Consider the following 22,766-nt stretch of genomic DNA (forward strand, 5'->3'; position numbering starts at 1 on the left):
GGTTAAACATAGCATTTTGATTATAAAACAGGATAACTTTAAAAACTCCTACCCTCCACAATCAAAAAAATCAAAAAAAATCAAAAACTAAATTCCAAAAAAACTATTTTAGTAGCATTAACTGTCAATAATAATGGGGAAACAATTACATGAAAATATTTGCGAAGAGCATATTTTCTCTTCCATATTTAACAAACATGCCAAAGATTTGCATAATTTTTTATACTATAAGTTTGGTGATTTATTAAACCCAAAAGATAAAGTACAGGACGCTTTTATTAAGTTATGGCAAAATTGCTCTAAAATTTCTCCAGACAAAGCTAAGAGTTTTGTATTTACTACTGCCAATAACTTAATGCTTAATGAAGCGGCTCACCAAAAGGTGGTTTTAAAACATCAACAAACCAAACCTAAATCATATACCAACGAGGATCCTGAGTTTTTAATGCAGGAAACCGAATATCATGACAAATTGCAAAAAGCATTATCTAATTTAACTGATGCGCAACGTGAAGCGTTTATGATGAATCGGGTTGAAGGCAAACGATTTAAAGAAATTGCCGAAATTTTAGGTATTTCGACAAAAGCTGTTGAAAAACGTATTTATGGGGCTTTGGAGAAGTTAAGGAAGGATATTAAGGAGTTGTAGTTGTTGGTTGTTGGTTGTTGGAAAATATACTTTTTGGAATTTAGTTTTTGATTTTTTTCAAAAGTGGGTAGGGAAAAATAAAAGATAACTGTTATATAGTTGTATAGAAATCATGAATAGAGAAAATTTAATATCGAAATGGTTAGATAACAATCTAAATGATCAGGAACTTGAAGCGTTTAAAAACCTTGAAGATTATGATGATTTAATAACGTTATCTGAAAGCGTACAGGCTTTTAAAGCAGATGATTACAATACCTCCAAGGAATTGGAAAATGTATTATCTAAACTTACTCCAATTGGTGTCGAAGACAAAAAGCAACACCCTAGGCATTGGTTAAAACCATTAATGCGCGTGGCTGCTATACTTGCCGTTTGTTTTAGTTTATATTATTACACAACTACTATAGATACGACTATTACTACTGAGTTTGCTCAGAAAACAACCATAGAATTACCAGATGCTTCTAGTGTTTCCCTTAACGCTAAATCGTTTTTGACTTTCAACAAAAAAGATTGGAAACAAGAACGCGAAGTAGAACTTAATGGCGAAGCCTTTTTTAAAGTTGCTAAAGGATCATCATTTAAAGTTATAACAAAATCAGGAACCGTAACGGTTTATGGTACTCAATTTAATGTAAAACAACGGGACAATTATTTTGAGGTTATTTGCTACGAAGGACTAGTTGGGGTAACGCACAACGCTCATGAAACAAAATTAAAACCTGGCGACAGTTTTTTAATTATTGATGGGAAAACAATTGCTAAAGAAAAAGAAAACCGCACAAATCCTTCGTGGTTAAATAACACGAGCACATTTAAAAGTTTGCCTTACAAAACTGTTATTGCTGAATTTGAAAGACAATATAATGTTGATATCACTTTAATAAATATAGATTCAGATCAGTTATTTACAGGTGGTTTTGCACACGATAATATAGATGTAGCCATAAAATCTATTACCTTACCTTTACATGTAACTTATAGTAAATCTAACCATACTATTATATTAAAGCGTGAGTAGAAAAGTTACACGTTCTATTTTTATACTATTGTTTTTTTTGAATATTGCGACCTTAAGTTCTCAAACTGTTCAAAAAGAAAAGCAACCGCTTATTGCTATCTTAAAACATCTATCGGAAAAATTTAATATTAGCTTTTCTTATGTTGATATCGCTATTGATAACAAAGCAAGCATCATTCCTGATGTAAGTTTATCTTTAGATGAGGCATTAGAATTCCTTAAAATGGAAACTCTATTAGACTTTCAGTTGTTGGACAATCGGTTTGTAGTTATTAAAATCCCTAAAAAAGACAAAACCAATCACAAAACGCAACATCTAGAAGAAGTTGTTGTTACCAATTATTTAACCACAGGTATTACCAAGTTAAATGATGGCTCAATTACTATTAAACCACAGACTTTTGGAATCTTACCGGGTTTAATTGAACCTGACATTCTACAAACCATCCAAGCCATTCCTGGTATTTTAAGTGCTGACGAAACTGTATCCAATATTAATGTTCGTGGTGGCACTCATGATCAAAACCTACTCCTTTGGGATGGCATTAAAATGTATCAATCTGGACATTTTTTTGGGCTTATTTCTGCTTTTAACCCTTATACCACTAAACGTGTTAATGTCTACAAAAATGGCACACGTGCTAAATATGGTGATGGTATTTCTAGCATTATAGATATGCGCCTGCCAGATCATATTGATCAAGAATTCGATGCCGGTTTAGGTTTTAACTTAATTAATACCGATGCGTATGCTAAAATCCCGCTATCAAAAAAAACAGAATTACAACTCTCCACACGCCGTTCTATAACAGATTTTATAAATACCTCAACGTTCGAACAGTATTCCAAACGTATATTTCAAGATTCAGATTTTGAAAAATCTAAAGATAACAGGAATTCTATTTCTCAAAATGAGACGTTTAATTTTTATGATATAACCGCTAAATTCTTATATAATATATCCAACAAAGACAAACTCCGATTTCATTTTTTGCACGTAGACAATAATTTAAAATACGATGAGCAATCTACCATTAATGATCGAAACGAATCCTTGAATAGTAAGTTATCACAACGTAATTCAGCCATAGGCCTAACTTATACTAGACATTGGAACAGTAGACTTTTAACAACTGCACAGTTTTATGTATCTAATTATGATTTAGATGCCACAAATTTTGATATTATTAATAACCAACGTTTAATTCAAGAAAATGAAGTTTATGATGGCTCTGCTAAATTAGATATTAACTATTCGGCAAATAGTCTATTTAAAATTAATGGTGGCTATCAATTTACCGAAGTCGGTATTAGTAATTTAGAAGATGTTAATAATCCTGAATTTAGAAGTTTTATAAGAGAGGTTCTAAGGACTCACTCTGTTTATGCTGAAACGGGGTTCTTATCAAATAATGCTAAAACAAGACTGACCTTAGGTGGACGATTAAATTACATGACCAAGTTTGATTTATTTTTAGCTGAACCCAGATTGAGTTTTAGCCAGCGGTTTTTAAATCATTTCAGGTTTGAAGTTTTAGGTGAACTTAAAAGCCAAACCACTTCTCAAATTATCGATTTACAAAACGATTTTTTAGGTATTGAAAAACGTCGTTGGGTACTTTCAAACTATGATAATATTCCAGTCATAAAAAGCAAACAGACATCCTTAGGCATTCACTATAACAAAAATAAATTACTGGTAAGTGCCGAAGCTTATATTAAAAAAGTTGATGGTATCACGACTAGAAGTCAAGGTTTCCAAAATCAATATCAATTTGTAAACAGTATTGGCAGCTATGAAATAAAAGGTGTTGATGTTTTACTAAACAAACAGTTTAGCAACATGGTTAGTAGTTGGATTTCGTATTCATATAATACTAACAATTACATATTTAGCGAACTGAATGATGGTGAAAAATTCCCTAACAATCTGGATATTAGGCATGCCATAGCTTTTGCAGGAACATATACAAATAAAAACATAAAACTAGCATTAGGTTTAAATTGGCATTCAGGAAAACCGACTACGGAACCGAGTATAAATGATAATCCAGATGATAATCCAGATGATAATCAAATAACATACTCAAGTCCTAACAGCAAATCATTGAAAGATTATTTACGTGCAGACTGTTCCGCTACTTATGGGTTTAATATTTCTGATGGCGCACGTGCTACCATTGGTGCTTCTGTTTGGAATGTGTTGAATAATAAAAACGTTATAAATACGTACTATACGTTAGATGCCGAAAATGAAGTCAATAAAATTGAGAATGAATCCCTTGGCATTACGCCTAATGTAAGTTTTCGAGTCCATTTTTAAAAAATTGAATGCTCTTGATTTTGTTATCTTTGTATTATGCTGTCTTTTAAAAGAAAACAACATATCATTTCTTATCTATTACTCCTTATTACGTTAATAACGTTTTCTGGATTTACTTATACGTCTTCTAATTTTGAAAAAACGCAAACCGAACTTGTTGTTTTTAGTCATGAGGATTACAACTCAAGTGTTGAGGCATTCCAATATTCAACTAAAGTTTTAAAATACATAAGCTATAACCCATATCTTATTTTTAATTTTAAGGGATTATTAAATCTGCACTATTTTAATTTTGTGGTAACTTTAAAACATCAAAAAAAAACTGTTTTACAGTTTTTAAATCACTTTAATTTAGAGCAAAATCTTATTGCTCAAACACATTCCATTCATTATCAAGGTGTCTTCATAGAGTAATGCACTTGCCTTTTTTAGCAAAAACCACGTAACACATTTAATCTTTATGCATCAATTTATATTGATGTTATATACTCTATATTATTATGAAGACATTACAAAAAGGATTCAGGCTTTTAGCTTTGATTCTTATGATAACCTTAGCATCCATTTTACCTGTACCTATTCCTTTTTACAGAAAGGATAATATACCAAAATTTAAAATTGAGCAAATTGATAAAAAACAAGAAGATAACAATAAAGAGAACATCAAAGTCATTTCTTGAAAATCGACTTTGCAAAAAAAATTCAGCCATCTTCGTTTAACAACCGATAACGTTCATTGAAATGGAACTATATCTTTGCATTAAACAAAACAGCAACCTACATCCGTTCAGGAACTTGAATCCCAAGCAACCCAAATCCATTTTTTATGGTATTGGCAACCGTATTGGAAAGTTGTACTCTAAATGTTTTTTCGTTGTCGTTATTAGCTCCTAAAATAGATACATTTTGATAAAAGGAATTAAATTCCTTTACCAAATCGTATGTATAATTAGCAATTAACGCTGGACTATGTTGGGCTGCTGCATTTTGAATGACTTCTGGAAAAAGCTCTAACTGCTTTAAAAGTTCTTTTTCCTTAGCATGAAGCGGCACATCTACTTTAGTTGATAAATCGAGATTTGCTTTTCTTAAAATAGCTTGAATTCGAGCATAAGTATATTGTATAAAAGGACCTGTATTACCTTGAAAATCTATAGATTCTTTTGGGTTAAATAAAATACGCTTTTTAGGATCAACCTTTAATATAAAATATTTTAAAGCCCCTAAACCTATACTTTTATAAAGTTCTTGTTTTTCTTCATCAGAATACCCATCAAGCTTACCTAATTCTTCCGAAATATCGCCAGCTGTTTTTGCCATATCGTCAATTAAATCATCGGCATCAACAACAGTACCTTCTCTACTTTTCATTTTTCCGCTAGGTAAATCTACCATACCGTAACTTAAATGAGATAGGTTTTCGGCCCATTCAAACCCTAATTTTTTTAGAATTAAAAACAGCACTTGAAAATGATAATCTTGCTCATTTCCAACGGTATAAACCATACCGCCTACATCTGGGAAATCTTTTAAACGCTGTATGGCCGTACCAATATCTTGGGTTATGTAAACCGCAGTACCATCAGCACGCTGCACGATTTTTTTGTCCAAGCCTTCGTTGGTTAAATCGCACCAAACCGAACCATCTGTTTCTTCTTCAAAAACACCTGATTTTAAGCCTTCGGCTACAAACTCTTTTCCTAATAAATAGGTCTTACTTTCATAGTATAAAGTATCAAAATTTACACCTAAATTTTTATAAGTTTCAGCAAAACCTTCATATACCCAACCATTCATTTTTTCCCATAATGCAACAACAGCTTCATCTCCGGCTTCCCATTTTAAGAGCATATCTTGGGCTTCTAATAATAATGGCGCGTTCTTTTTTGCATCTACTTCCGAACTTCCTTTAGAAACTAAATCTTGAATTTCCTTTTTATATTCTTGATCAAACTTCACATAATAGTTTCCAACTAACTTGTCGCCTTTTAAACCTGTAGTTTCTGGAGTTTCCTCATTTCCAAATTTTTTCCAAGCCAACATACTTTTACAGATATGTATGCCTCTATCATTTATAATTTGGGTTTTATAAACTCTTTTACCTGATGCTTTTAAAATTTCTGAAACACTATACCCTAAAAGATTATTCCTTACGTGCCCTAAATGCAGAGGCTTGTTTGTATTTGGAGAAGAATACTCAACCATAATGGCTTTTTCTTCTGCCTTTGGTGTAATGAAACCATAAGATTTATCATCTTTTATTCCATTAAAAAAATTAAGGTAATAAGAATCGCTTATTTCAACATTCAAAAAGCCTTTTACAACATTATACGCTTTAACATCTGCTACTTTTTCAACTAAAAATTCACCTATAGTTTCTCCGATTTGCAAAGGGTTACCTTTAATAAATCGCAGCATTGGAAAAATAACAATGGTAATATCTCCTGCAAATTCTTTTCTTGTAGCTTGAAATTCTACAGTTTCTAACACGACATTAAAACTTGATTTTACAGCTTGTTTTACGTAATTTGATAAAGCTTCTTGAAGATTCATTTTATTATATTATAAGCTCGCAAAGATAGTAAGTTTTTTATGTTTTCTTAAACTACTAAATATTTAATAAATATGTATCTGTTATCAAAATAGCACATTTTTAAAAATCTCTCTAAAAAAACGAAGCACTATGCATTTCATCGATAAAAGTGTTCTTTTTCTATGATTTCTGCCGTTCGTCTATTCGTCGATTTTTACACCAATTTGCCCTCTGTCCTTTCATCTAATTTATTGGTATTAAAACGCAGAAATTAGATTTTAATAAGGCTTTTTCCAACTTTTGCGTAGTAACGCTATTAACAATCCATTTATTTGGAAAAATTTGACACTAACAAATAATTACAGCTTAATAAAGCTATCTTACTTTCCCTCAAATTTAAGACCTTTAAATTGCTTTATTACGAGTCGTAATTTAAACGTTGTATGAGGAGACTAACTACTTTAATTCTATCTTTATCTATTACCATTGGTTTTTCACAAACTAATGATATAGATAGTCTTGCTTTAGAACTGGCTTTTCAAAATCAAGACTCAGTTAAAGTAGATACTTCACTAAAACTTATTAAGTCACTCTATGAGATTGAAGATTACGATAGAGCCATAAAGTATATTATTCAAAGCGAAAAACTTTCAAACAGTCTAAATTACGAAAAGGGTATTGCTGAAATCACGTATTATAAGGCCTTAATTTATGCTAAAAAAGATGATTACATTAATGCGGTTAGTGGTTACCAAAAGTCCAAAGCACTGTTTCATATTCTAAAAGACACCATTGCGGTTGCCAAGGTTAACAATAGTATTGGTTTAATAGAAATAAAACGAGGTAATTACGCTAAAGGCCTACAGTTTTCTTTAGCTGCTATTAAGGAGCTTGAAAAAAGACACCTTGTTAACGACCTTAATTTAGCCTATAGCAACTTGGCTAAAGCCTATTATAACATTAATGCTTATGATAAGGCTATTGAGTTTTATTTAAAAGCAACCGATGTTCAAGAAAAACTAAATGACACTAAGGGTTTAAACGAATCCAACAATAAATTAGCAGAACTTTACTCAGAAAAGAAGGAACATAGAAAAGCTATAGAGTTCTATGAAAAAGTTTTGGATAGCGATGAATCCAAGAATGATTCTATTCGTGGGCGCATATTACCAAAATTAGGTGGCGAATATTTAAAATTCAACGATTATGATAAAGCTACTAAATACTTAATACAGGGTTTTAATATAAATAGGCGTACTAATGACAAAGCAGGCTTATTAATTGCTTTAAATAATTTGGGCGATTTAAACTTACGTCAAAACCGTTTTAACACTGCCGAAAAACAACTTTTTGAGGCTGGCAGTATTGCTAAGGATATTGATAATAAAACTGAATTACTTAGGTATTATAAATTAATGAAAACTCTTGATTCTACAAAAAGAAGGTTCGACAGAGCTTTTGTATGGCAGAGAGAATATTACGATTTAAGTAATAGCCTCAAAAGAAAAGAGGTTAATTTAAATGCAAACACCTACGAACAACCTACAGAATTAGAGTTAAAAACCGATATTGATAATTCTACATCTTTAGCAGGTACTACTAATGAAAAACCTCAAATAACTTCTGATAGTGTTTCTAATAATGAAAAATTAGTCAAGTATAAATTAATTTTTTATGCCTTATTAGCCGCACTTATTATTGTTTCTACCTTTTTAGTATTAATTTATTTAAAACGTAATAACAATATTAAATACATGCAAGAGTTAGAAGAAAAGAATATTAAGATAGAATTACAAAACGAAGCCTTTTCAGAACAAACCAAACATCTTGAAAATGTAAATAATGTAAAAGATAAATTATTTTCTATTGTTTCTCATGATTTAAAAGATTCGCTTTCCTCAATTAATGGTTTTATAGATTTATTAAAAGATGGTTCGTTATCTAGAGAAGAGTTTGACAATTTAATTCCTGAGTTAAGTGAAAATGCTAATAACGCCTCGTTATTATTGTTTAATTTATTGAACTGGTCTAAGTCGCAAATGCAATCTTTAGAACCAAAGCCAAGCTTATTTGATATTCAAGAAGTTTTTGAAGACAAAATTAAACTTGTTGAACAGCGTATTGAAAACAAAGGTATTACTTTAGTTGACCATTCTTTGCGTGATTTTGCATATGCAGATAGAAGCATGTTTGAAATTGTTGTCCAAAATCTACTTGCAAACGCTTTGAAATTTTCAGAAAACGGCGATACTATTACCGTTTCTAACCACATTAGCAACGGAAGCTGTATTATTAGCATTGCAGATACCGGCGTAGGTATTTCTAAACAAAATATTGAAAAACTATTTAAAAACAACTCTTTTACCACCATGGGTACCGATAATGAAAAAGGTACTGGATTAGGTCTTTCTATATGTAAAGAATTAGTTGAACTTAATAATGGTAAAATTTGGGTAGAAAGTACACAAGGTGTGGGAACAACGTTTTATGTGCAATTACCAAAATCTAAATCTTCTTCTTAGAAAGTGTACTAGGCCAAATTAATTTTTAGGCAAAAACACCTCAGCCATCATACAACGAGCGCTTCCACCACCACAAGCTTCAATAGTATCTAATGAACTTGATAAGATTTTAGTATGTTTCTCTAAAGCTTTTATTTGACCTAATGTTAAGGTGTTATATGCCGCTTGACTCATTATTAAATAACGTGTATTATTAGCGCCTTTTACTTGTAGCATATTACCAGCAAAATTGTTGACTTGGGCTTCTGTAATATCTATTATTTCCTTTCCATTTTCTTTTAAATGCTTGATGACATTTTTACGTTCTTTTTTATCATCAATACTGCTTAAACAAATCACAGCAAACGTTTCCCCTATACACATCATAACATTAGTATGATAAATAGCTTTTCGCTCCCCATTAACGGTTTGATTGGATGTAAAAATTATTGGTGTAAATTCAAAATCTTCACAAAATTCTATGAATAAATCTTCATCAGCACGAGGAGATAACGCACAATAGGCTTTTCGGTTAACTCGATCTAAAATTATACTTCCCGTACCTTCAAGAAAAACATGGTCATCTTCAGCACTGGTATAATCGACAATATTATTGATTATAAAACCTTGGGCTTCTAATATATCTAAAATATCTTCTCGGCGTTCTAAACGTCTGTTCTCTGCAAACATAGGATACAGTCCCACATCTCCATTTTCATGAAATGACACCCAATTATTAGGAAAAATAGAGTCTGGTGTATCTGTTTCATACTTATCATCAACCACAATAACATCTACACCAATCTGTCTAAGTTTGTCAACATAAGCATCAAACTCTTTCTGCGCTTTGGTATTAATGGTTTCTGGCAACGTATCATCTAAATTTTTTTGATAATAGTTGTTTAGAGCCGTTTGCTCATTCATCCTAAAATTTACAGGACGAATCATTAATATGGTATTTGTGATTTGTTCCATTTCTATTTAATCTCTAATTAATGGCATTGTCGTACAACGTAGTAAACCTTCTTGTTTTCCAATTTCTGCATAAGGCACTTCTTCTACTGTAAAACCTTGTTCTCTTAACCAATTATTTAAACGTGTAAAGTTCTTTTCGGAAATAATAACCTCTTCAGAAATTGAAAAAATATTACTATTCATCTGATACATTTCATCTTTTGTTATTTCAAAAATGTTTTCTTTTCCAAAGAAATCTACCAACCATTGGTATTCGCTTTCAACTAAAAATCCGTTTTTATGTATAATGGCTTTACCTTGTCCTATGGGTTGAAAACAGCAATCTAAATGCAAAGCATTTTCTTTAGCATTAGTATTTGATTTTCTGAGTTCAAAAGACTTGACTATTTTATCTGGAAATAATTCCTGAATAGCAATTACAGCATCTATGTTAGTCCTTGCAGTTATTAACTCTGGATAATCTTCTCCTGTATACGTACCTATAAAAATGTAATCATTCCAAGGCATGACATCACCGCCTTCAACATGACATGCTTCTGGTAATATAATTCTGTTTTTTCGGTCTATTTTATTCCATATATGTCTTATGGCTTCTACTTCTTCTTCTCTATTGGGAAGAATATTTGCTCTTATAATTTTATCTTCAATAACAAAAGCTATATCTCTTGAGAATATTTGGTTACAATCTTTAATAACTTTTGGTCTAAAAACGGTAACATCATATTTTTCAAAAACTTTAGCAACGGCCTCCATTTCTATAATCATGTCTGCTTCTTTAGGGTAGTCTCCAGCTAAAACATGTTCAATACTTTTAGGGTCATAGCAGTCTTCAACTTTTGGAGTTGGCCCATTACTTTCTGCTGTACCTAAAATCACAGCACGCAATCTAGAAGTTTCATTTTGGATATTTAATTCTAACATATATAGAAAAAAGAGGTTTATTTAGCATAACAATCAATGGAGTCAAAACTAACAATAATTAAAGACTTTTTGAATTATTCTTAAAAATTTTGCTTTAAAAAAGAAAAGTTTCATGAAAAAATCATGAAACTCAACAATACTCTAAAATATTTTAAAACTTACCTTTTGTTAATAGGCACAAATTTTCTTTCTCTTTCACCAATATAAAGTTGTCTTGGTCGACCAATAGGCTCTTTACGTAATCGCATTTCTCGCCATTGCGAAATCCAACCAGGTAAACGACCTAAAGCAAACATGACTGTAAACATATCTGTTGGTATACCCATACCTCTATAAATAATTCCTGAGTAGAAATCTACATTGGGGTATAGTTTACGTTTCACAAAGTATTCATCGTTCAAGGCTTCTTGTTCAAGACTTTTTGCTATATCTAGAATAGGATCTTCTATTCCTAAATCTCCTAAAACCTCATCTGCGGCTACTTTAATGATTCTTGCTCTAGGATCAAAGTTTTTATACACACGATGTCCAAAACCCATTAAACGGAATGGATCTGATTTATCTTTGGCTTTAGCCATATATTTCTTAGTATCTCCTCCGTCTTCTTTGATAGCTTCTAACATTTCTAAAACGGCTTGGTTAGCACCACCATGTAGTGGACCCCAAAGTGCTGAAATTCCTGCTGAAAGCGAAGCAAATAATCCTGCATGCGATGAGCCTACAATTCTAACTGTTGAAGTAGAACAGTTCTGTTCATGATCGGCATGTAGAATTAAAAGTTTATCTAAAGCATTAACTAAAATTGGATTTTGTGAATACTCTTCATTTGGGCTTTTAAACATCATTTTTAAGATGTTTTCAACATAACCTAAATTTTTATCTCCATAGTCAAGTGGTAAACCACTTTTCTTACGCATAGTCCAAGCAACTAAAACGGGAAACTTACCTAAAATACGCACTACAGAATTGTACATTTCTTCTTCTGAATCTACATTAACAGATGTAGGGTTAAATGCTGTTAATGCACTTGTCAAAGAAGATAGGACACCCATTGGATGTGCGGCTTTTGGAAAAGCATCTAATATCTTTTTAACATCTTCGTCTACGATAGAGTTTTTCTTAATGTCTTCATGAAATTTATCAAGTTCTTCTTTAGTAGGAAGTTCTCCAAAAATCAAAAGAAAAGCCACTTCCAAGAAATCTGCTTTTTCTGCTAATTCCTCTATAGAATAACCACAATATCTCAAAATACCTTTTTCTCCATCTAAAAATGTAATAGCACTTTCGCAGGAACCTGTATTTTTATATCCTGGATCTAAGGTTATAAAGCCTCCAGTAGCGCCTCTAAGGTTTTTTATATCTATTGCAACTTCGTTTTCTGTTCCTTCAATTAAAGGTAATTCATGTTTTTTACCATCTATTTCTATGGTAGCTGTATTAGCCATATGCTCTAGTAAATTTATTAAGTTATGCGGAATGCTAAATTACGAAATATCCCTCTATTTTTAAAGATTATTATGAATGATTTAACCAATTGATATATTATTAAAATTGATCATAAAAAAAAGCGATTATTAAAAAAATAATCGCTTTTTATAAAATATTTGATTAAGGGTTACTTAATCTTAAATGCTTTCTCTTGTGGGAAGTAAGCAACTTCTCCAAGCTCTTCTTCAATACGTAATAATTGATTGTATTTTGCCATACGGTCACTACGTGAAGCCGAGCCTGTTTTAATTTGACCTGTGTTTAATGCTACTGCTAAATCTGCAATGGTATTATCTTCTGTTTCACCAGAACGGTGAGACATTACCGATGTATACCCAGCATTATGTGCCATATTTACGGCAGCAATAGTTTCTGTTAAGGTACCTATTTGGTTTACTTTTATAAGAATTGAATTTGCTATACCATTTTCAATACCTCTTGATAAACGCTCTACATTGGTTACAAATAAATCATCTCCAACTAATTGTACTTTATCACCTACTAATTCCGTTAAGTATTTCCAACCATCCCAGTCATTTTCATCCATACCATCTTCTATAGAAATAATTGGATATTTTTCAACAAGTTCTGCTAAATAATCGGCTTGTTCTTTACTAGACCTTACTTTACCTGAATCACCTTCAAATAATGTATAATCATATTTCCCATTTTCATAAAATTCAGCAGAAGCACAATCTAAAGCTATTTTTACTTCGTCACCAAATTTATAACCCGCATTTTCAACGGCTTTTGCTATAGTCTCTAAAGCATCTTCAGTACCTCCTTCTAAGTTTGGAGCAAAACCACCTTCATCACCTACAGCAGTGCTTAAGTTTCTGTCGTGTAATACCTTTTTAAGGTTATGGAAAATCTCTGTTCCCATTTGCATGGCATGTGTAAAGTTTTTTGCTTTTACAGGCATAACCATAAATTCTTGGAATGCAATTGGTGCATCACTATGAGAACCTCCATTGATGATATTCATCATTGGTAATGGTAAAGTGTTAGCAGAAACACCACCTACATATCTATATAATGGCATGTTTAATTCGTTAGCAGCAGCTTTTGCAACAGCTAAAGACACTCCTAAAATAGCATTAGCGCCTAATTTTGATTTATTTGGAGTACCATCTAAATCAATCATCATTTTATCGATTAAATTCTGTTCGAATACTGAAACTCCTAATAGCTCTTCTGCAATTATAGAGTTTACATTTTCAACAGCTTTTAAAACACCTTTTCCCATATAAGTATTTCCTCCATCACGCAACTCAACAGCTTCATGCTCTCCAGTTGATGCTCCTGATGGTACAGCAGCTCTACCTAATATATTATTTTCAGTTACTACATCTACTTCAACTGTTGGATTTCCTCTTGAATCTAGAATTTGTCTCGCGTGGACATTAATTATAATACTCATAATTTGTTTGTTTTTAAACTTTTAATTACTTCAAATTTACGGCTAAATCTTGTTTTTTTTGGGATGTTTTTTAAGAAATTCAAAAAATTACATCTATAACGTTTTAGTAAAATAAAACCTCAAAAATAGTCGATTACATTTGAGGTTTTAGTTGATTTTATTTCTTGATATTTTCAATAAACTGGTCGAAAAGGTATACTGAATCATGTGGTCCAGGACTAGCTTCTGGATGATATTGTACTGAAAAACAGTTTTTATTTTTCATAGCTAAACCTGCAACAGTATGGTCATTTAAATGCACATGTGTTACCTCTAACTCTAAATTCGCTTCTGCTTCTTCTCTATTTACGGCAAAACCATGATTTTGAGAAGTGATTTCACCTTTTCCTGTAACCATGTTTTTTACGGGGTGATTTATACCTCTGTGCCCATTATGCATTTTATAAGTTGAAACACCATTGGCAAGCGCAATAACTTGATGCCCTAAACAAATACCAAATAATGGCAAATCTCGCTTTATAATTTCTTTAGCAACTTCTTGAGCTTCAACTAAAGGTTCAGGATCTCCTGGTCCGTTTGATAAAAAATATCCGTCTGGTTTAAATGCTTCTAAGTCTTCAAATTTGGCATTATATGGAAACACTTTAATATATGCATCTCTGCTTGCTATATTACGCAGAATGTTCTTTTTAATACCTATATCTAAAGCTGCTACTTTATAAGTTGCATTTTCGTCCCCAAAATAATAAGGTTCTTTAGTTGACACTTGTGAAGCCAATTCTAAACCTTCCATATTTGGCACTTTAGCTAATTGTTGCTTTAAGCCTTCAATATTATCTACTTCTGTAGAAATAACAGCATTCATGGCCCCATGATCTCTAATATAGCTTACTAAAGCTCTAGTATCTACATCTGATATGGCTAACAAATCATTGTCTTGAAGAAAATCTTCTAACGAACCGTCGGCATCATCTCTAGAATATTCGTAGCTAAAGTTTTTAACGATAAGTCCAGCAATTTTGATTGAATCTGATTCTACTTCATCATTATTGACGCCATAGTTTCCAATATGCGCATTGGTTGCAACCATTAACTGACCATAATACGATGGGTCTGTAAAAATTTCTTGATAACCAGTCATTCCTGTGTTAAAACATACTTCTCCAAATGAAGTTCCTTGTTTATTACCAACTGCTTTACCGTAAAAAATAGTACCATCAGCTAGAAGTACGATGGCTTTTTGTCTTTTTTGATATTTCATATTTTTTTTGAAAAGTTTTACAAAATTGCATAAAAAAAAGGATAAACTAAAATAGTTTATCCTTTTTATATTAAATGCTTATTAACATTATTCTTCTTCGTTTGATGCTTTAGTTTCAACTGGAGTAGCTACAGCTGGTTTTGAACCGCCTCTTCTACTTCTTCTAGTTGTTTTCTTAGCTTTTTTCTCTGCATTATAGATTTCATTGTAATCTACAAGCTCAATCATAGCCATATCTGCATTATCTCCCAAACGATTTCCTAGTTTAATAATTCTAGTATAACCTCCAGGTCTGTCAGCTACTTTTGTGGCAACTTCTCTAAACAATTCAGTTACTGCATCTTTTTGTCTAAGACGAGACATTACAATACGTCTGTTGTGTGTTGTATCTTCTTTAGACTTAGTAATCATAGGTTCAACAAATTGCTTTAAAGCTTTTGCCTTAGCTACTGTAGTATTAATACGCTTATGTTCTATTAATGAACAAGCCATATTTGCCAGCATGGCTTTTCTGTGAGCGGTTTGTCTTCCTAAATGGTTTATTTTTTTTCCGTGTCTCATGACATTTGTTTTATCATCTTGCTACCAAACTCGTAATTCGAGGAGCAAAATATGATTAATTAATCTTTATCTAATTTATATTTACTTAAATCCATTCCAAAGTTTAAACCTTTAACATTTACAAGCTCTTCTAGTTCAGTTAAAGACTTCTTACCGAAGTTTCTGAATTTCATTAAATCATTTTTATTGAATGACACTAAGTCTCCTAAAGTATCAACTTCTGCAGCTTTTAAACAGTTAAGTGCACGTACAGATAAATCCATATCGATTAACTTTGTTTTAAGCAACTGACGCATGTGAAGTGATTCTTCATCATAAGTTTCAGTTTGTGCAATTTCATCAGCTTCTAAAGTGATACGCTCATCAGAGAATAACATGAAGTGGTGAATTAAGGTTTTTGCGCCTTCTGTTAAAGCATCTTGTGGTGTAATTGAACCGTCAGTAATGATTTCAAAAACTAATTTTTCATAATCTGTTTTTTGCTCAACACGATAGTTTTCAATACTATACTTAACATTTTTTATTGGTGTATAAATTGAATCTGTAAAGATAGTGCCTATTGGTGCTGAAGCTTTCTTATTTTCTTCTGCAGGCACATACCCTCTACCTTTTTCAATTGTAATTTCCATATTGAAATTTACTTTTGGATCTAAGTTACAGATTACTAATTCTGTATTTAAAACTTGGAATCCTGAAATAAATTTTTGAAAATCTCCAGCTGTGATTCTATCTTGACCAGAAATTGAAATTGAAATTGATTCGTTATCAATATCTTCAATTTGTCTTTTAAAACGAACTTGCTTTAAGTTTAAGATGATTTCTGTTACATCTTCAACCACACCTGCTATTGCGGAAAACTCGTGGTCTACACCTTCAATTCTAACCGATGTTATTGCAAATCCTTCTAAAGAAGATAATAAAACTCTCCTTAGCGCATTACCTACTGTTAGTCCGTAACCAGGTTCTAAAGGTCTGAATTCGAATTTACCTTCGAAATCAGTAGAATCAATCATGATTACTTTGTCGGGCTTTTGAAAATTAAATACTGCCATATGTTTCTTCGTTTTAATTGTTATTTAGTTGCGCGGTCTATAAGTTTGAAGAAGACTAATAAACCCTTTGGCTAAATACCAATATGATTAATTTATTATTTTGAGTATAATTCGACGATGAATTGTTCGTTTATGTTTTCTGGAATTTGAATTCTGGCAGGAACAGAAACATAAGTTCCTTGTTTCGTGTCATCATTCCATGTAATCCACTCATAAACATGACTTGAGTTAGAAAGTGATCTTTCTATAGCTTCTAGTGATTTTGATTTTTCTCTTACAGCAACAACATCTCCTGCTTTTAATGAATAAGAAGGAATATTTACTAATTCCCCATTTACAGTAATATGTCTGTGAGATACTAATTGTCTAGCACCACTTCTTGTAGGAGCAATTCCCATTCTGAAAACAACATTGTCTAATCTAGACTCGCAAAGTTGTAATAAAACTTCACCTGTAATACCTTGAGCAGCTCTAGCTTTTTTAAACAATCCTCTAAATTGTCTTTCTAAAATACCATAGGTATATTTAGCTTTCTGCTTTTCCATTAATTGGATTGCATATTCAGATTTTTTTCCACGACGTCTTGCGTTTCCGTGTTGCCCAGGAGGGTAATTTCTTTTTTCGAAAGACTTATCATCTCCGAATATAGCTTCGCCAAATTTACGAGCTATTTTAGTTTTAGGACCAGTATATCTTGCCATTTTAAATTTGTTTTGAGAGTGATTATGAATTAAGGTCTTAATCTTATCCTTCGATAATCGTTGATCTCTCGTTAATACTTGTTAATTATTTATTTTTTTTGGTCTGCAAATTTATGCAAAAAATTAATATCATCTGCTAAACAGATGATATTAATTTTATTTACGATTTTTTATTTCTGATATACGATTCAAAACAATTAAATATCGTAAACCTAAAATCATAATTCGTTAGACTCTTCTTCTTTTTGGTGGACGACATCCATTATGAGGTAATGGTGTAACATCAATAATTTCTGTTACTTCAATTCCTGCATTATGGATAGAACGTATAGCTGATTCTCTACCATTTCCAGGTCCTTTAACATAAACCTTTACTTTTTTTAATCCAGCTTCTGTTGCTACTCCTGCAGCATCTTCAGCAGCTAATTGAGCAGCATAAGGTGTGTTTTTCTTTGAACCTCTAAATCCCATTTTACCAGCAGATGACCATGAAATTACGTCTCCTTTTTTGTTGGTAAGTGAAATAATGATGTTGTTAAATGAAGCTGTTACGTGTGCTTCTCCAACTGCATCAACTATAACTTTCCGTTTTTTTGTGCTTGTCTTTGCCATATTTTCTAGTGCTTAGTATTAGTTGATAGTCGCTAGAATCCTAAACCGTGATTTCAAACAGATTCCTTCCAACGTCTAAAGACTAAAGACTAAATATTTCTAATTATTACTTAGTTGCCTTTTTCTTGTTAGCAACTGTCTTTCTTCTACCTTTTCTGGTTCTAGAGTTGTTCTTAGTACGTTGTCCTCTTAACGGAAGACCTGATCTATGACGAATACCTCTATAACATCCAATATCCATTAATCGCTTAATGTTCAATTGCGTTTCAGAACGTAATTCACCTTCGATAGTAAAAGACCCAACAGCTTCACGAATACCACTAATTTGGTCATCGGTCCAATCTTGAACTTTTGTACTTTCATCTACTTTAGCTACTGCTAAAATTTCTTTTGCTCTACTTCTACCTATTCCATAGATATAGGTTAAAGAAATAACTCCTCTTTTGTTTTTTGGTATGTCTACACCTGCAATTCTTGCCATAATTTACCCTTGTCTTTGTTTAAATCTAGGATTCTTTTTGTTTATCACGTAAAGTCTACCTTTTCTACGCACGATTTTACAATCTGCGCTTCTTTTTTTAACGGATGCTCTTACTTTCATCTTGTTAGTATCTATAAGTTATTCGAGCCTTTGTTAAATCATAAGGACTCATTTCTAATTTCACTTTATCTCCTGGTAATAATTTAATGTAATGCATACGCATCTTACCAGAGATATGTGCCGTCACAATGTGACCATTTTCTAATTCAACACGAAACATAGCATTTGATAATGCTTCTATTATCGTTCCATCTTGCTCTATTGCTGCTTGTTTTGCCATAGTATAATAATTAAGCTACTGCCTTTCTATTTTTACCAGTTTTCATCAAACCATCATAGTGTCTATTTAACAAATAAGAATTTATTTGTTGCATAGTATCAATTGCAACTCCAACCATAATTAATAATGAGGTGCCTCCGAAAAACAAAGCCCATCCTTGACCTACTCCCATAAGCTTAACAATAAATGCAGGGAACACAGCAATAAGTGCTAAAAAAATAGAACCTGGCAAGGTTATTTGAGACATTATTTTATCTAAGTACTCAGAGGTTTCAGAACCTGGTCGAATACCAGGAATAAAACCACCACTACGTTTTAAATCATCTGCCATTTTATTGGTAGGTACTGTAATTGCTGTATAAAAGTATGTAAATACTATAATTAACAGAGCAAAAGTTACATTGTACCAGAATCCAAAAATATCGGAATAGTTTGTTTGCATCCAAAGTCCCGCAGACGTTTCTTTTAAGAAAGAAGATCCTCCTATTAAACTAGGCACAAACATAATAGCTTGAGCAAATATAATTGGCATAACCCCTGAAGCATTAAGTTTTAATGGAATATATTGTCTTGAACCTGCCATAGCACTTTTTTCATAACCACCAGTAGCAGTTCTTCTTGCGTATTGTACAGCTATTTTTCTAACACCCATTACTAACATAATAGACGCTAAAATGATAACAAACCAGATAACAAACTCTATTAATACCATCATTAAACCACCATTTCCACCACCTTCTAATCTAGTCGCTGCATTTTGCAAAAATGCTTGTGGTAATGTAGCAATAATTCCAACCATAATTAATAATGAAATACCATTACCAATACCTTTATCTGTAATTTTCTCTCCTAACCACATGGCGAAAATACAACCTGTTACCAATATTGTAACTGAAGAGAAATAAAATAAAGGTCCTGTTCCTAACAAGAATGCCGTTGAAGGAATTCCTAATGCTGGCAAACTTGCTAAATACCCTGGCGCTTGTAATAAACAGATAGCGATGGTTAACCAACGTGTAATCTGATTGATTTTCTTTTGACCACTTGCTCCTTCTTTTTGCAATTTCTGCAAGTAAGGAATAGCAATACCCATTAACTGTACAACAATAGAAGCAGAAATGTAAGGCATAATACCAAGTGCGAAAACCGAAGCATTAGCAAAAGCACCACCTGTAAAAGCGTTAAGCAAACCCAACAAACCTCCGTCTGTTTTTTCTGCTAAACCTCCTAATTGGGCTGCATCAATACCAGGTAAAACCACTTGAGCACCGAAACGATAAACTAATAACAGACTCAAAGTAACAATGATTCTGTTTCTTAGTTCTTCTATTTTCCAAACATTTTTTATTGATTCTATAAATTTCATACTTATAAAACGTCTTATATTGTTACAGCTTCTCCTCCAGCAGCTTCAATAGCAGCTTTTGCTGAAGCAGTAAACTTATGAGCAGATACTTTTAATTTTGTTTTTAACTCGCCACGTCCCATAATTTTAACTAAATCATTTTTTCCAGCTAAACGGTTTGTGAATAATGTTTCAAAATCTACTGTATCTTTTATTTTCTTATCATCAACCAATTGTTGTAAGGTATCTAAATTGATTCCTTGATACTCTACGCGGTTAATGTTAGTAAAACCAAACTTAGGAACACGTCTTTGAAGTGGCATTTGACCACCTTCAAATCCTAGTTTCTTAGAATAACCAGAACGCGATTTAGCTCCTTTGTGACCACGAGTTGCCGTGCCACCTTTACCAGAACCTTGTCCTCTACCTATTCTTTTTCCTTGGTTTTTTACTGAACCTTCTGCAGGTTTTAAATTACTTAAATCCATTTTCAGTTTATATTTTTAAGCTTCCTCTACAGAAACTAAATGTGAAACTTTAGCAACCATACCAAGAATATTTGGTGTAGCCTCATGCTCTATTACTTGACCAATCTTTTTAAGACCTAGAGCTTCTAAAGTTCTTTTTTGTCTTTGCGTACGATTGATTGCGCTTTTAACTTTTTTTACTTTAATCTTTGCCATCTCTGTCTATATTAAGCGTTAAAAACTTGTTCAAGTGAAATACCTCTATCTCTAGCAATGGCGTTCGCATCTCTTAATTGTAATAAAGCATCAAAAGTTGCTTTTACGACATTATGAGGGTTTGAAGAGCCCTGAGATTTTGATAACACATCGTGTACCCCAACTGCTTCAAGTACTGTTCTTACAGCACCACCAGCAATTACACCTGTACCAGGAGCTGCAGGAATAATATTTACTCTGGCCCCACCGTATTTACCTTTCTGCTCATGTGGCAACGTTCCTTTTATAATAGGAATTCTAACAAGGTTTTTCTTAGCATCTTCAACAGCTTTTGCAATTGCACTAGCAACGTCTTTAGATTTTCCTAAACCTTGTCCTACAACACCAGCTTCATCACCAACCACAACGATTGCTGAAAAACCAAATGCTCTACCACCTTTAGTTACTTTTGTAACTCTTTGTACCCCAACTAAACGATCTTTTAGATCTAATCCACCTGGTTTTACTAATTCTGCACTTTTATATTTTTTAAACATAATTTCTTAGAATTTAAGTCCTGCTTCTCTAGCACCTTCAGCTAATGATTTTACTCTACCATGATATAAATACCCGCCTCTATCAAAAGAGATTGTTTCTATACCTGCTTTTAAAGCTTTTTCAGCAAGTGATTTACCTACTAACTTAGCTACTTCTGATTTAGTTGCTTTCGCAGTACTTACACCTTTATCTCTTGAAGATGCTGCACTGATAGTTTTACCAGTTACATCATCAACTATTTGAGCATAAATTTCTTTATTACTTCTATAAACAGCTAATCTAGGTCTTGTTTCTGTACCAGAAACAACCTTACGGATTCTGTTTTTTATTCTTAGTCTTCTTTCGTTCTTTGTCAATGCCATAACTTAATTATTAAGCTGATTTACCTGCTTTTCTTCTTATTTCTTCACCAACAAACTTGATTCCTTTTCCTTTGTAAGGCTCAGGTTTTCTAAATCCGCGGATCTTCGCAGCTACTTGACCAACAAGTTGTTTATCGAATGATGTTAGTTTAACTAATGGATTTTTTCCTTTTTCTGAAATTGTTTCCACTTTTACCTCTGGAGCAATATTCAAAATAATGTTATGAGAAAACCCTAAAGCTAGATCTAATTTTTGTCCTTGGTTTGATGCTCTATAACCTACACCAACCAATTCTAATTCTTTAGTCCATCCTTTAGATACACCTTCAATCATATTATTCATTAAAGATCTGTACAAACCATGTTTAGCTTTTTGATCTTTAGAATCTGAAGAACGTGTTACTAAAACATTTCCTTCTTCTACTTTAATTTCAACAGCGTCGAAACTTTGTGTTAACTCTCCTAATTTTCCTTTAACAGTTACAACGTTATCTTTAACATCTACTGTTACACCTTCTGGAATGGCTACTGGATTATTTCCTATTCTTGACATTTCTTTCTGGCTTTAAATTAGTATACGTAACATAAAACTTCGCCACCTACATTATCTCTTTTAGCTTGCTTGCCTGTCATAACACCGTGAGATGTTGAGACAATGGCAATACCAAGACCGTTAAGGATTCTAGGTAACTCATTAGCACCTGCATACTGACGTAAACCTGGTGTACTAATTCTTTGAAGTTTCTTAATTACTGATTCTTTTGTTTCTTTGTTATACTTAAGCGCTATTTTAATAGTGCCTTGTACAGACGAATCATCAAACTTGTAACTTAAAATATATCCTTGTTCGAATAATATTTTAGTGATGTCTTTTTTTAGATTAGATGCAGGAATCTCAACCACTCTATGGTTGGCTCGCACTGCGTTTCTAATTCTTGTCAAATAATCCGCAATTGGATCTGAGTACATAATGAATTGATTTTGTGGTTTTGGTTTT

Annotated in this window: 26 protein-coding genes; 6 read left to right on the plus strand and 20 right to left on the minus strand. The window is 32.4% G+C overall.

Features of this window, described 5'->3' with window-relative positions; all coding sequences use genetic code 11:
* The first annotated feature begins 133 nt into the window (after positions 1–133).
* From ABD941_RS04395 to ABD941_RS04415, 5 genes are all read left to right on the plus strand, one after another.
* Positions 134–649 carry an RNA polymerase sigma factor gene (locus ABD941_RS04395; RefSeq protein ID WP_345272825.1) on the plus strand — a complete coding sequence of 172 codons (516 nt, stop codon included), beginning with the start codon at positions 134–136 and terminating at the stop codon, positions 647–649.
* A gap of 112 nt (positions 650–761) precedes the next feature.
* A complete protein-coding gene (locus tag ABD941_RS04400; RefSeq protein ID WP_345272826.1) occupies positions 762–1,673 on the plus strand; it encodes a FecR family protein in 912 nt (303 codons plus the stop codon).
* The gene (locus tag ABD941_RS04405) at positions 1,666–3,996 is read left to right on the plus strand and encodes a TonB-dependent receptor plug domain-containing protein (protein WP_345272827.1); all 2,331 of its coding nucleotides are present in this window, start codon (positions 1,666–1,668) and stop codon (positions 3,994–3,996) included. Before ABD941_RS04400 ends, ABD941_RS04405 begins: the two co-directional genes overlap by 8 nt.
* 36 nt (positions 3,997–4,032) lie before the next feature.
* Complete coding sequence (locus tag ABD941_RS04410) at positions 4,033–4,410, plus strand: hypothetical protein (protein ID WP_345272828.1); 378 nt, start codon at positions 4,033–4,035, stop codon at positions 4,408–4,410.
* An 86-nt stretch (positions 4,411–4,496) separates the two neighbouring features.
* Positions 4,497–4,676 (plus strand): hypothetical protein, encoded by a 180-nt coding sequence (locus tag ABD941_RS04415; RefSeq protein ID WP_345272829.1) that lies wholly within the window; start codon positions 4,497–4,499, stop codon positions 4,674–4,676.
* Between the two features lie 97 nt (positions 4,677–4,773).
* Here ABD941_RS04415 and argS read toward each other — a convergent pair whose 3' ends face one another.
* Positions 4,774–6,549, minus strand: a complete 1,776-nt coding sequence (gene argS / locus ABD941_RS04420) for an arginine--tRNA ligase (RefSeq protein ID WP_345272830.1) — start codon at positions 6,547–6,549, stop codon at positions 4,774–4,776.
* Positions 6,550–6,972: 423 nt separating this feature from the next.
* On the opposite strand from argS, the gene ABD941_RS04425 reads away from it, so the two are divergent.
* Positions 6,973–9,051: a tetratricopeptide repeat-containing sensor histidine kinase gene (locus ABD941_RS04425; RefSeq protein WP_345272831.1), complete on the plus strand. Its 2,079-nt coding sequence runs from the start codon at positions 6,973–6,975 to the stop codon at positions 9,049–9,051.
* Positions 9,052–9,069: 18 nt separating this feature from the next.
* On the opposite strand, the gene ctlX is transcribed toward ABD941_RS04425, so the two are convergent.
* The 19 genes from ctlX to rpsH all read right to left on the minus strand — a co-directional run bounded on the left by ctlX (position 9,070) and on the right by rpsH (position 22,738).
* A complete protein-coding gene (gene ctlX / locus ABD941_RS04430) occupies positions 9,070–10,005 on the minus strand; it encodes a citrulline utilization hydrolase CtlX (RefSeq protein WP_345272832.1) in 936 nt (311 codons plus the stop codon).
* Between the two features lie 6 nt (positions 10,006–10,011).
* A complete protein-coding gene (locus ABD941_RS04435) occupies positions 10,012–10,926 on the minus strand; it encodes a dimethylarginine dimethylaminohydrolase family protein (RefSeq protein WP_345272833.1) in 915 nt (304 codons plus the stop codon).
* A 158-nt stretch (positions 10,927–11,084) separates the two neighbouring features.
* Positions 11,085–12,371: a citrate synthase gene (locus ABD941_RS04440; protein ID WP_345272834.1), complete on the minus strand. Its 1,287-nt coding sequence runs from the start codon at positions 12,369–12,371 to the stop codon at positions 11,085–11,087.
* Between the two features lie 170 nt (positions 12,372–12,541).
* Positions 12,542–13,834, minus strand: coding sequence for a phosphopyruvate hydratase (eno, locus tag ABD941_RS04445; RefSeq protein ID WP_345272835.1), 1,293 nt, complete (start codon positions 13,832–13,834; stop codon positions 12,542–12,544).
* A gap of 157 nt (positions 13,835–13,991) precedes the next feature.
* The gene (gene carA, locus ABD941_RS04450; protein WP_345272836.1) at positions 13,992–15,095 is read right to left on the minus strand and encodes a glutamine-hydrolyzing carbamoyl-phosphate synthase small subunit; all 1,104 of its coding nucleotides are present in this window, start codon (positions 15,093–15,095) and stop codon (positions 13,992–13,994) included.
* A gap of 87 nt (positions 15,096–15,182) precedes the next feature.
* Positions 15,183–15,656: a 50S ribosomal protein L17 gene (gene rplQ / locus ABD941_RS04455; RefSeq protein WP_345272837.1), complete on the minus strand. Its 474-nt coding sequence runs from the start codon at positions 15,654–15,656 to the stop codon at positions 15,183–15,185.
* A gap of 59 nt (positions 15,657–15,715) precedes the next feature.
* Positions 15,716–16,708, minus strand: a complete 993-nt coding sequence (locus ABD941_RS04460; protein WP_298555360.1) for a DNA-directed RNA polymerase subunit alpha — start codon at positions 16,706–16,708, stop codon at positions 15,716–15,718.
* A 95-nt stretch (positions 16,709–16,803) separates the two neighbouring features.
* Positions 16,804–17,409, minus strand: coding sequence for a 30S ribosomal protein S4 (gene rpsD, locus ABD941_RS04465; RefSeq protein ID WP_345272838.1), 606 nt, complete (start codon positions 17,407–17,409; stop codon positions 16,804–16,806).
* A gap of 228 nt (positions 17,410–17,637) precedes the next feature.
* Positions 17,638–18,021: a 30S ribosomal protein S11 gene (rpsK, locus tag ABD941_RS04470; protein ID WP_042499157.1), complete on the minus strand. Its 384-nt coding sequence runs from the start codon at positions 18,019–18,021 to the stop codon at positions 17,638–17,640.
* Between the two features lie 106 nt (positions 18,022–18,127).
* On the minus strand, positions 18,128–18,502 hold the full coding sequence (gene rpsM / locus ABD941_RS04475) for a 30S ribosomal protein S13 (RefSeq protein WP_345272839.1): 375 nt from the start codon (positions 18,500–18,502) through the stop codon (positions 18,128–18,130).
* Positions 18,503–18,505: 3 nt separating this feature from the next.
* Positions 18,506–18,622 carry a type B 50S ribosomal protein L36 gene (ykgO, locus tag ABD941_RS04480; RefSeq protein ID WP_013305171.1) on the minus strand — a complete coding sequence of 39 codons (117 nt, stop codon included), beginning with the start codon at positions 18,620–18,622 and terminating at the stop codon, positions 18,506–18,508.
* A gap of 4 nt (positions 18,623–18,626) precedes the next feature.
* Positions 18,627–18,842 (minus strand): translation initiation factor IF-1, encoded by a 216-nt coding sequence (gene infA, locus ABD941_RS04485; protein ID WP_007094967.1) that lies wholly within the window; start codon positions 18,840–18,842, stop codon positions 18,627–18,629.
* Between the two features lie 10 nt (positions 18,843–18,852).
* Entirely contained in the window at positions 18,853–20,208 is a 1,356-nt protein-coding gene (secY, locus tag ABD941_RS04490) for a preprotein translocase subunit SecY (protein ID WP_345272840.1), read from the minus strand.
* A gap of 14 nt (positions 20,209–20,222) precedes the next feature.
* Complete coding sequence (gene rplO / locus ABD941_RS04495) at positions 20,223–20,675, minus strand: 50S ribosomal protein L15 (protein WP_345272841.1); 453 nt, start codon at positions 20,673–20,675, stop codon at positions 20,223–20,225.
* Between the two features lie 15 nt (positions 20,676–20,690).
* On the minus strand, positions 20,691–20,870 hold the full coding sequence (gene rpmD, locus ABD941_RS04500; protein WP_345192160.1) for a 50S ribosomal protein L30: 180 nt from the start codon (positions 20,868–20,870) through the stop codon (positions 20,691–20,693).
* Between the two features lie 11 nt (positions 20,871–20,881).
* Positions 20,882–21,406, minus strand: a complete 525-nt coding sequence (gene rpsE / locus ABD941_RS04505) for a 30S ribosomal protein S5 (RefSeq protein ID WP_109351401.1) — start codon at positions 21,404–21,406, stop codon at positions 20,882–20,884.
* Between the two features lie 6 nt (positions 21,407–21,412).
* Positions 21,413–21,769: a 50S ribosomal protein L18 gene (rplR, locus tag ABD941_RS04510; protein ID WP_345272842.1), complete on the minus strand. Its 357-nt coding sequence runs from the start codon at positions 21,767–21,769 to the stop codon at positions 21,413–21,415.
* 10 nt (positions 21,770–21,779) lie between these two features.
* Positions 21,780–22,322 carry a 50S ribosomal protein L6 gene (rplF, locus tag ABD941_RS04515; protein ID WP_345272843.1) on the minus strand — a complete coding sequence of 181 codons (543 nt, stop codon included), beginning with the start codon at positions 22,320–22,322 and terminating at the stop codon, positions 21,780–21,782.
* Positions 22,323–22,339: 17 nt separating this feature from the next.
* The gene (gene rpsH, locus ABD941_RS04520; protein WP_345272844.1) at positions 22,340–22,738 is read right to left on the minus strand and encodes a 30S ribosomal protein S8; all 399 of its coding nucleotides are present in this window, start codon (positions 22,736–22,738) and stop codon (positions 22,340–22,342) included.
* Positions 22,739–22,766: the final 28 nt, after the last annotated feature.

Origin of the sequence: Flaviramulus aquimarinus (assembly GCF_039543205.1) — a bacterium.
Classification (GTDB): Bacteria; Bacteroidota; Bacteroidia; order Flavobacteriales; family Flavobacteriaceae; genus Flaviramulus_B; species Flaviramulus_B aquimarinus.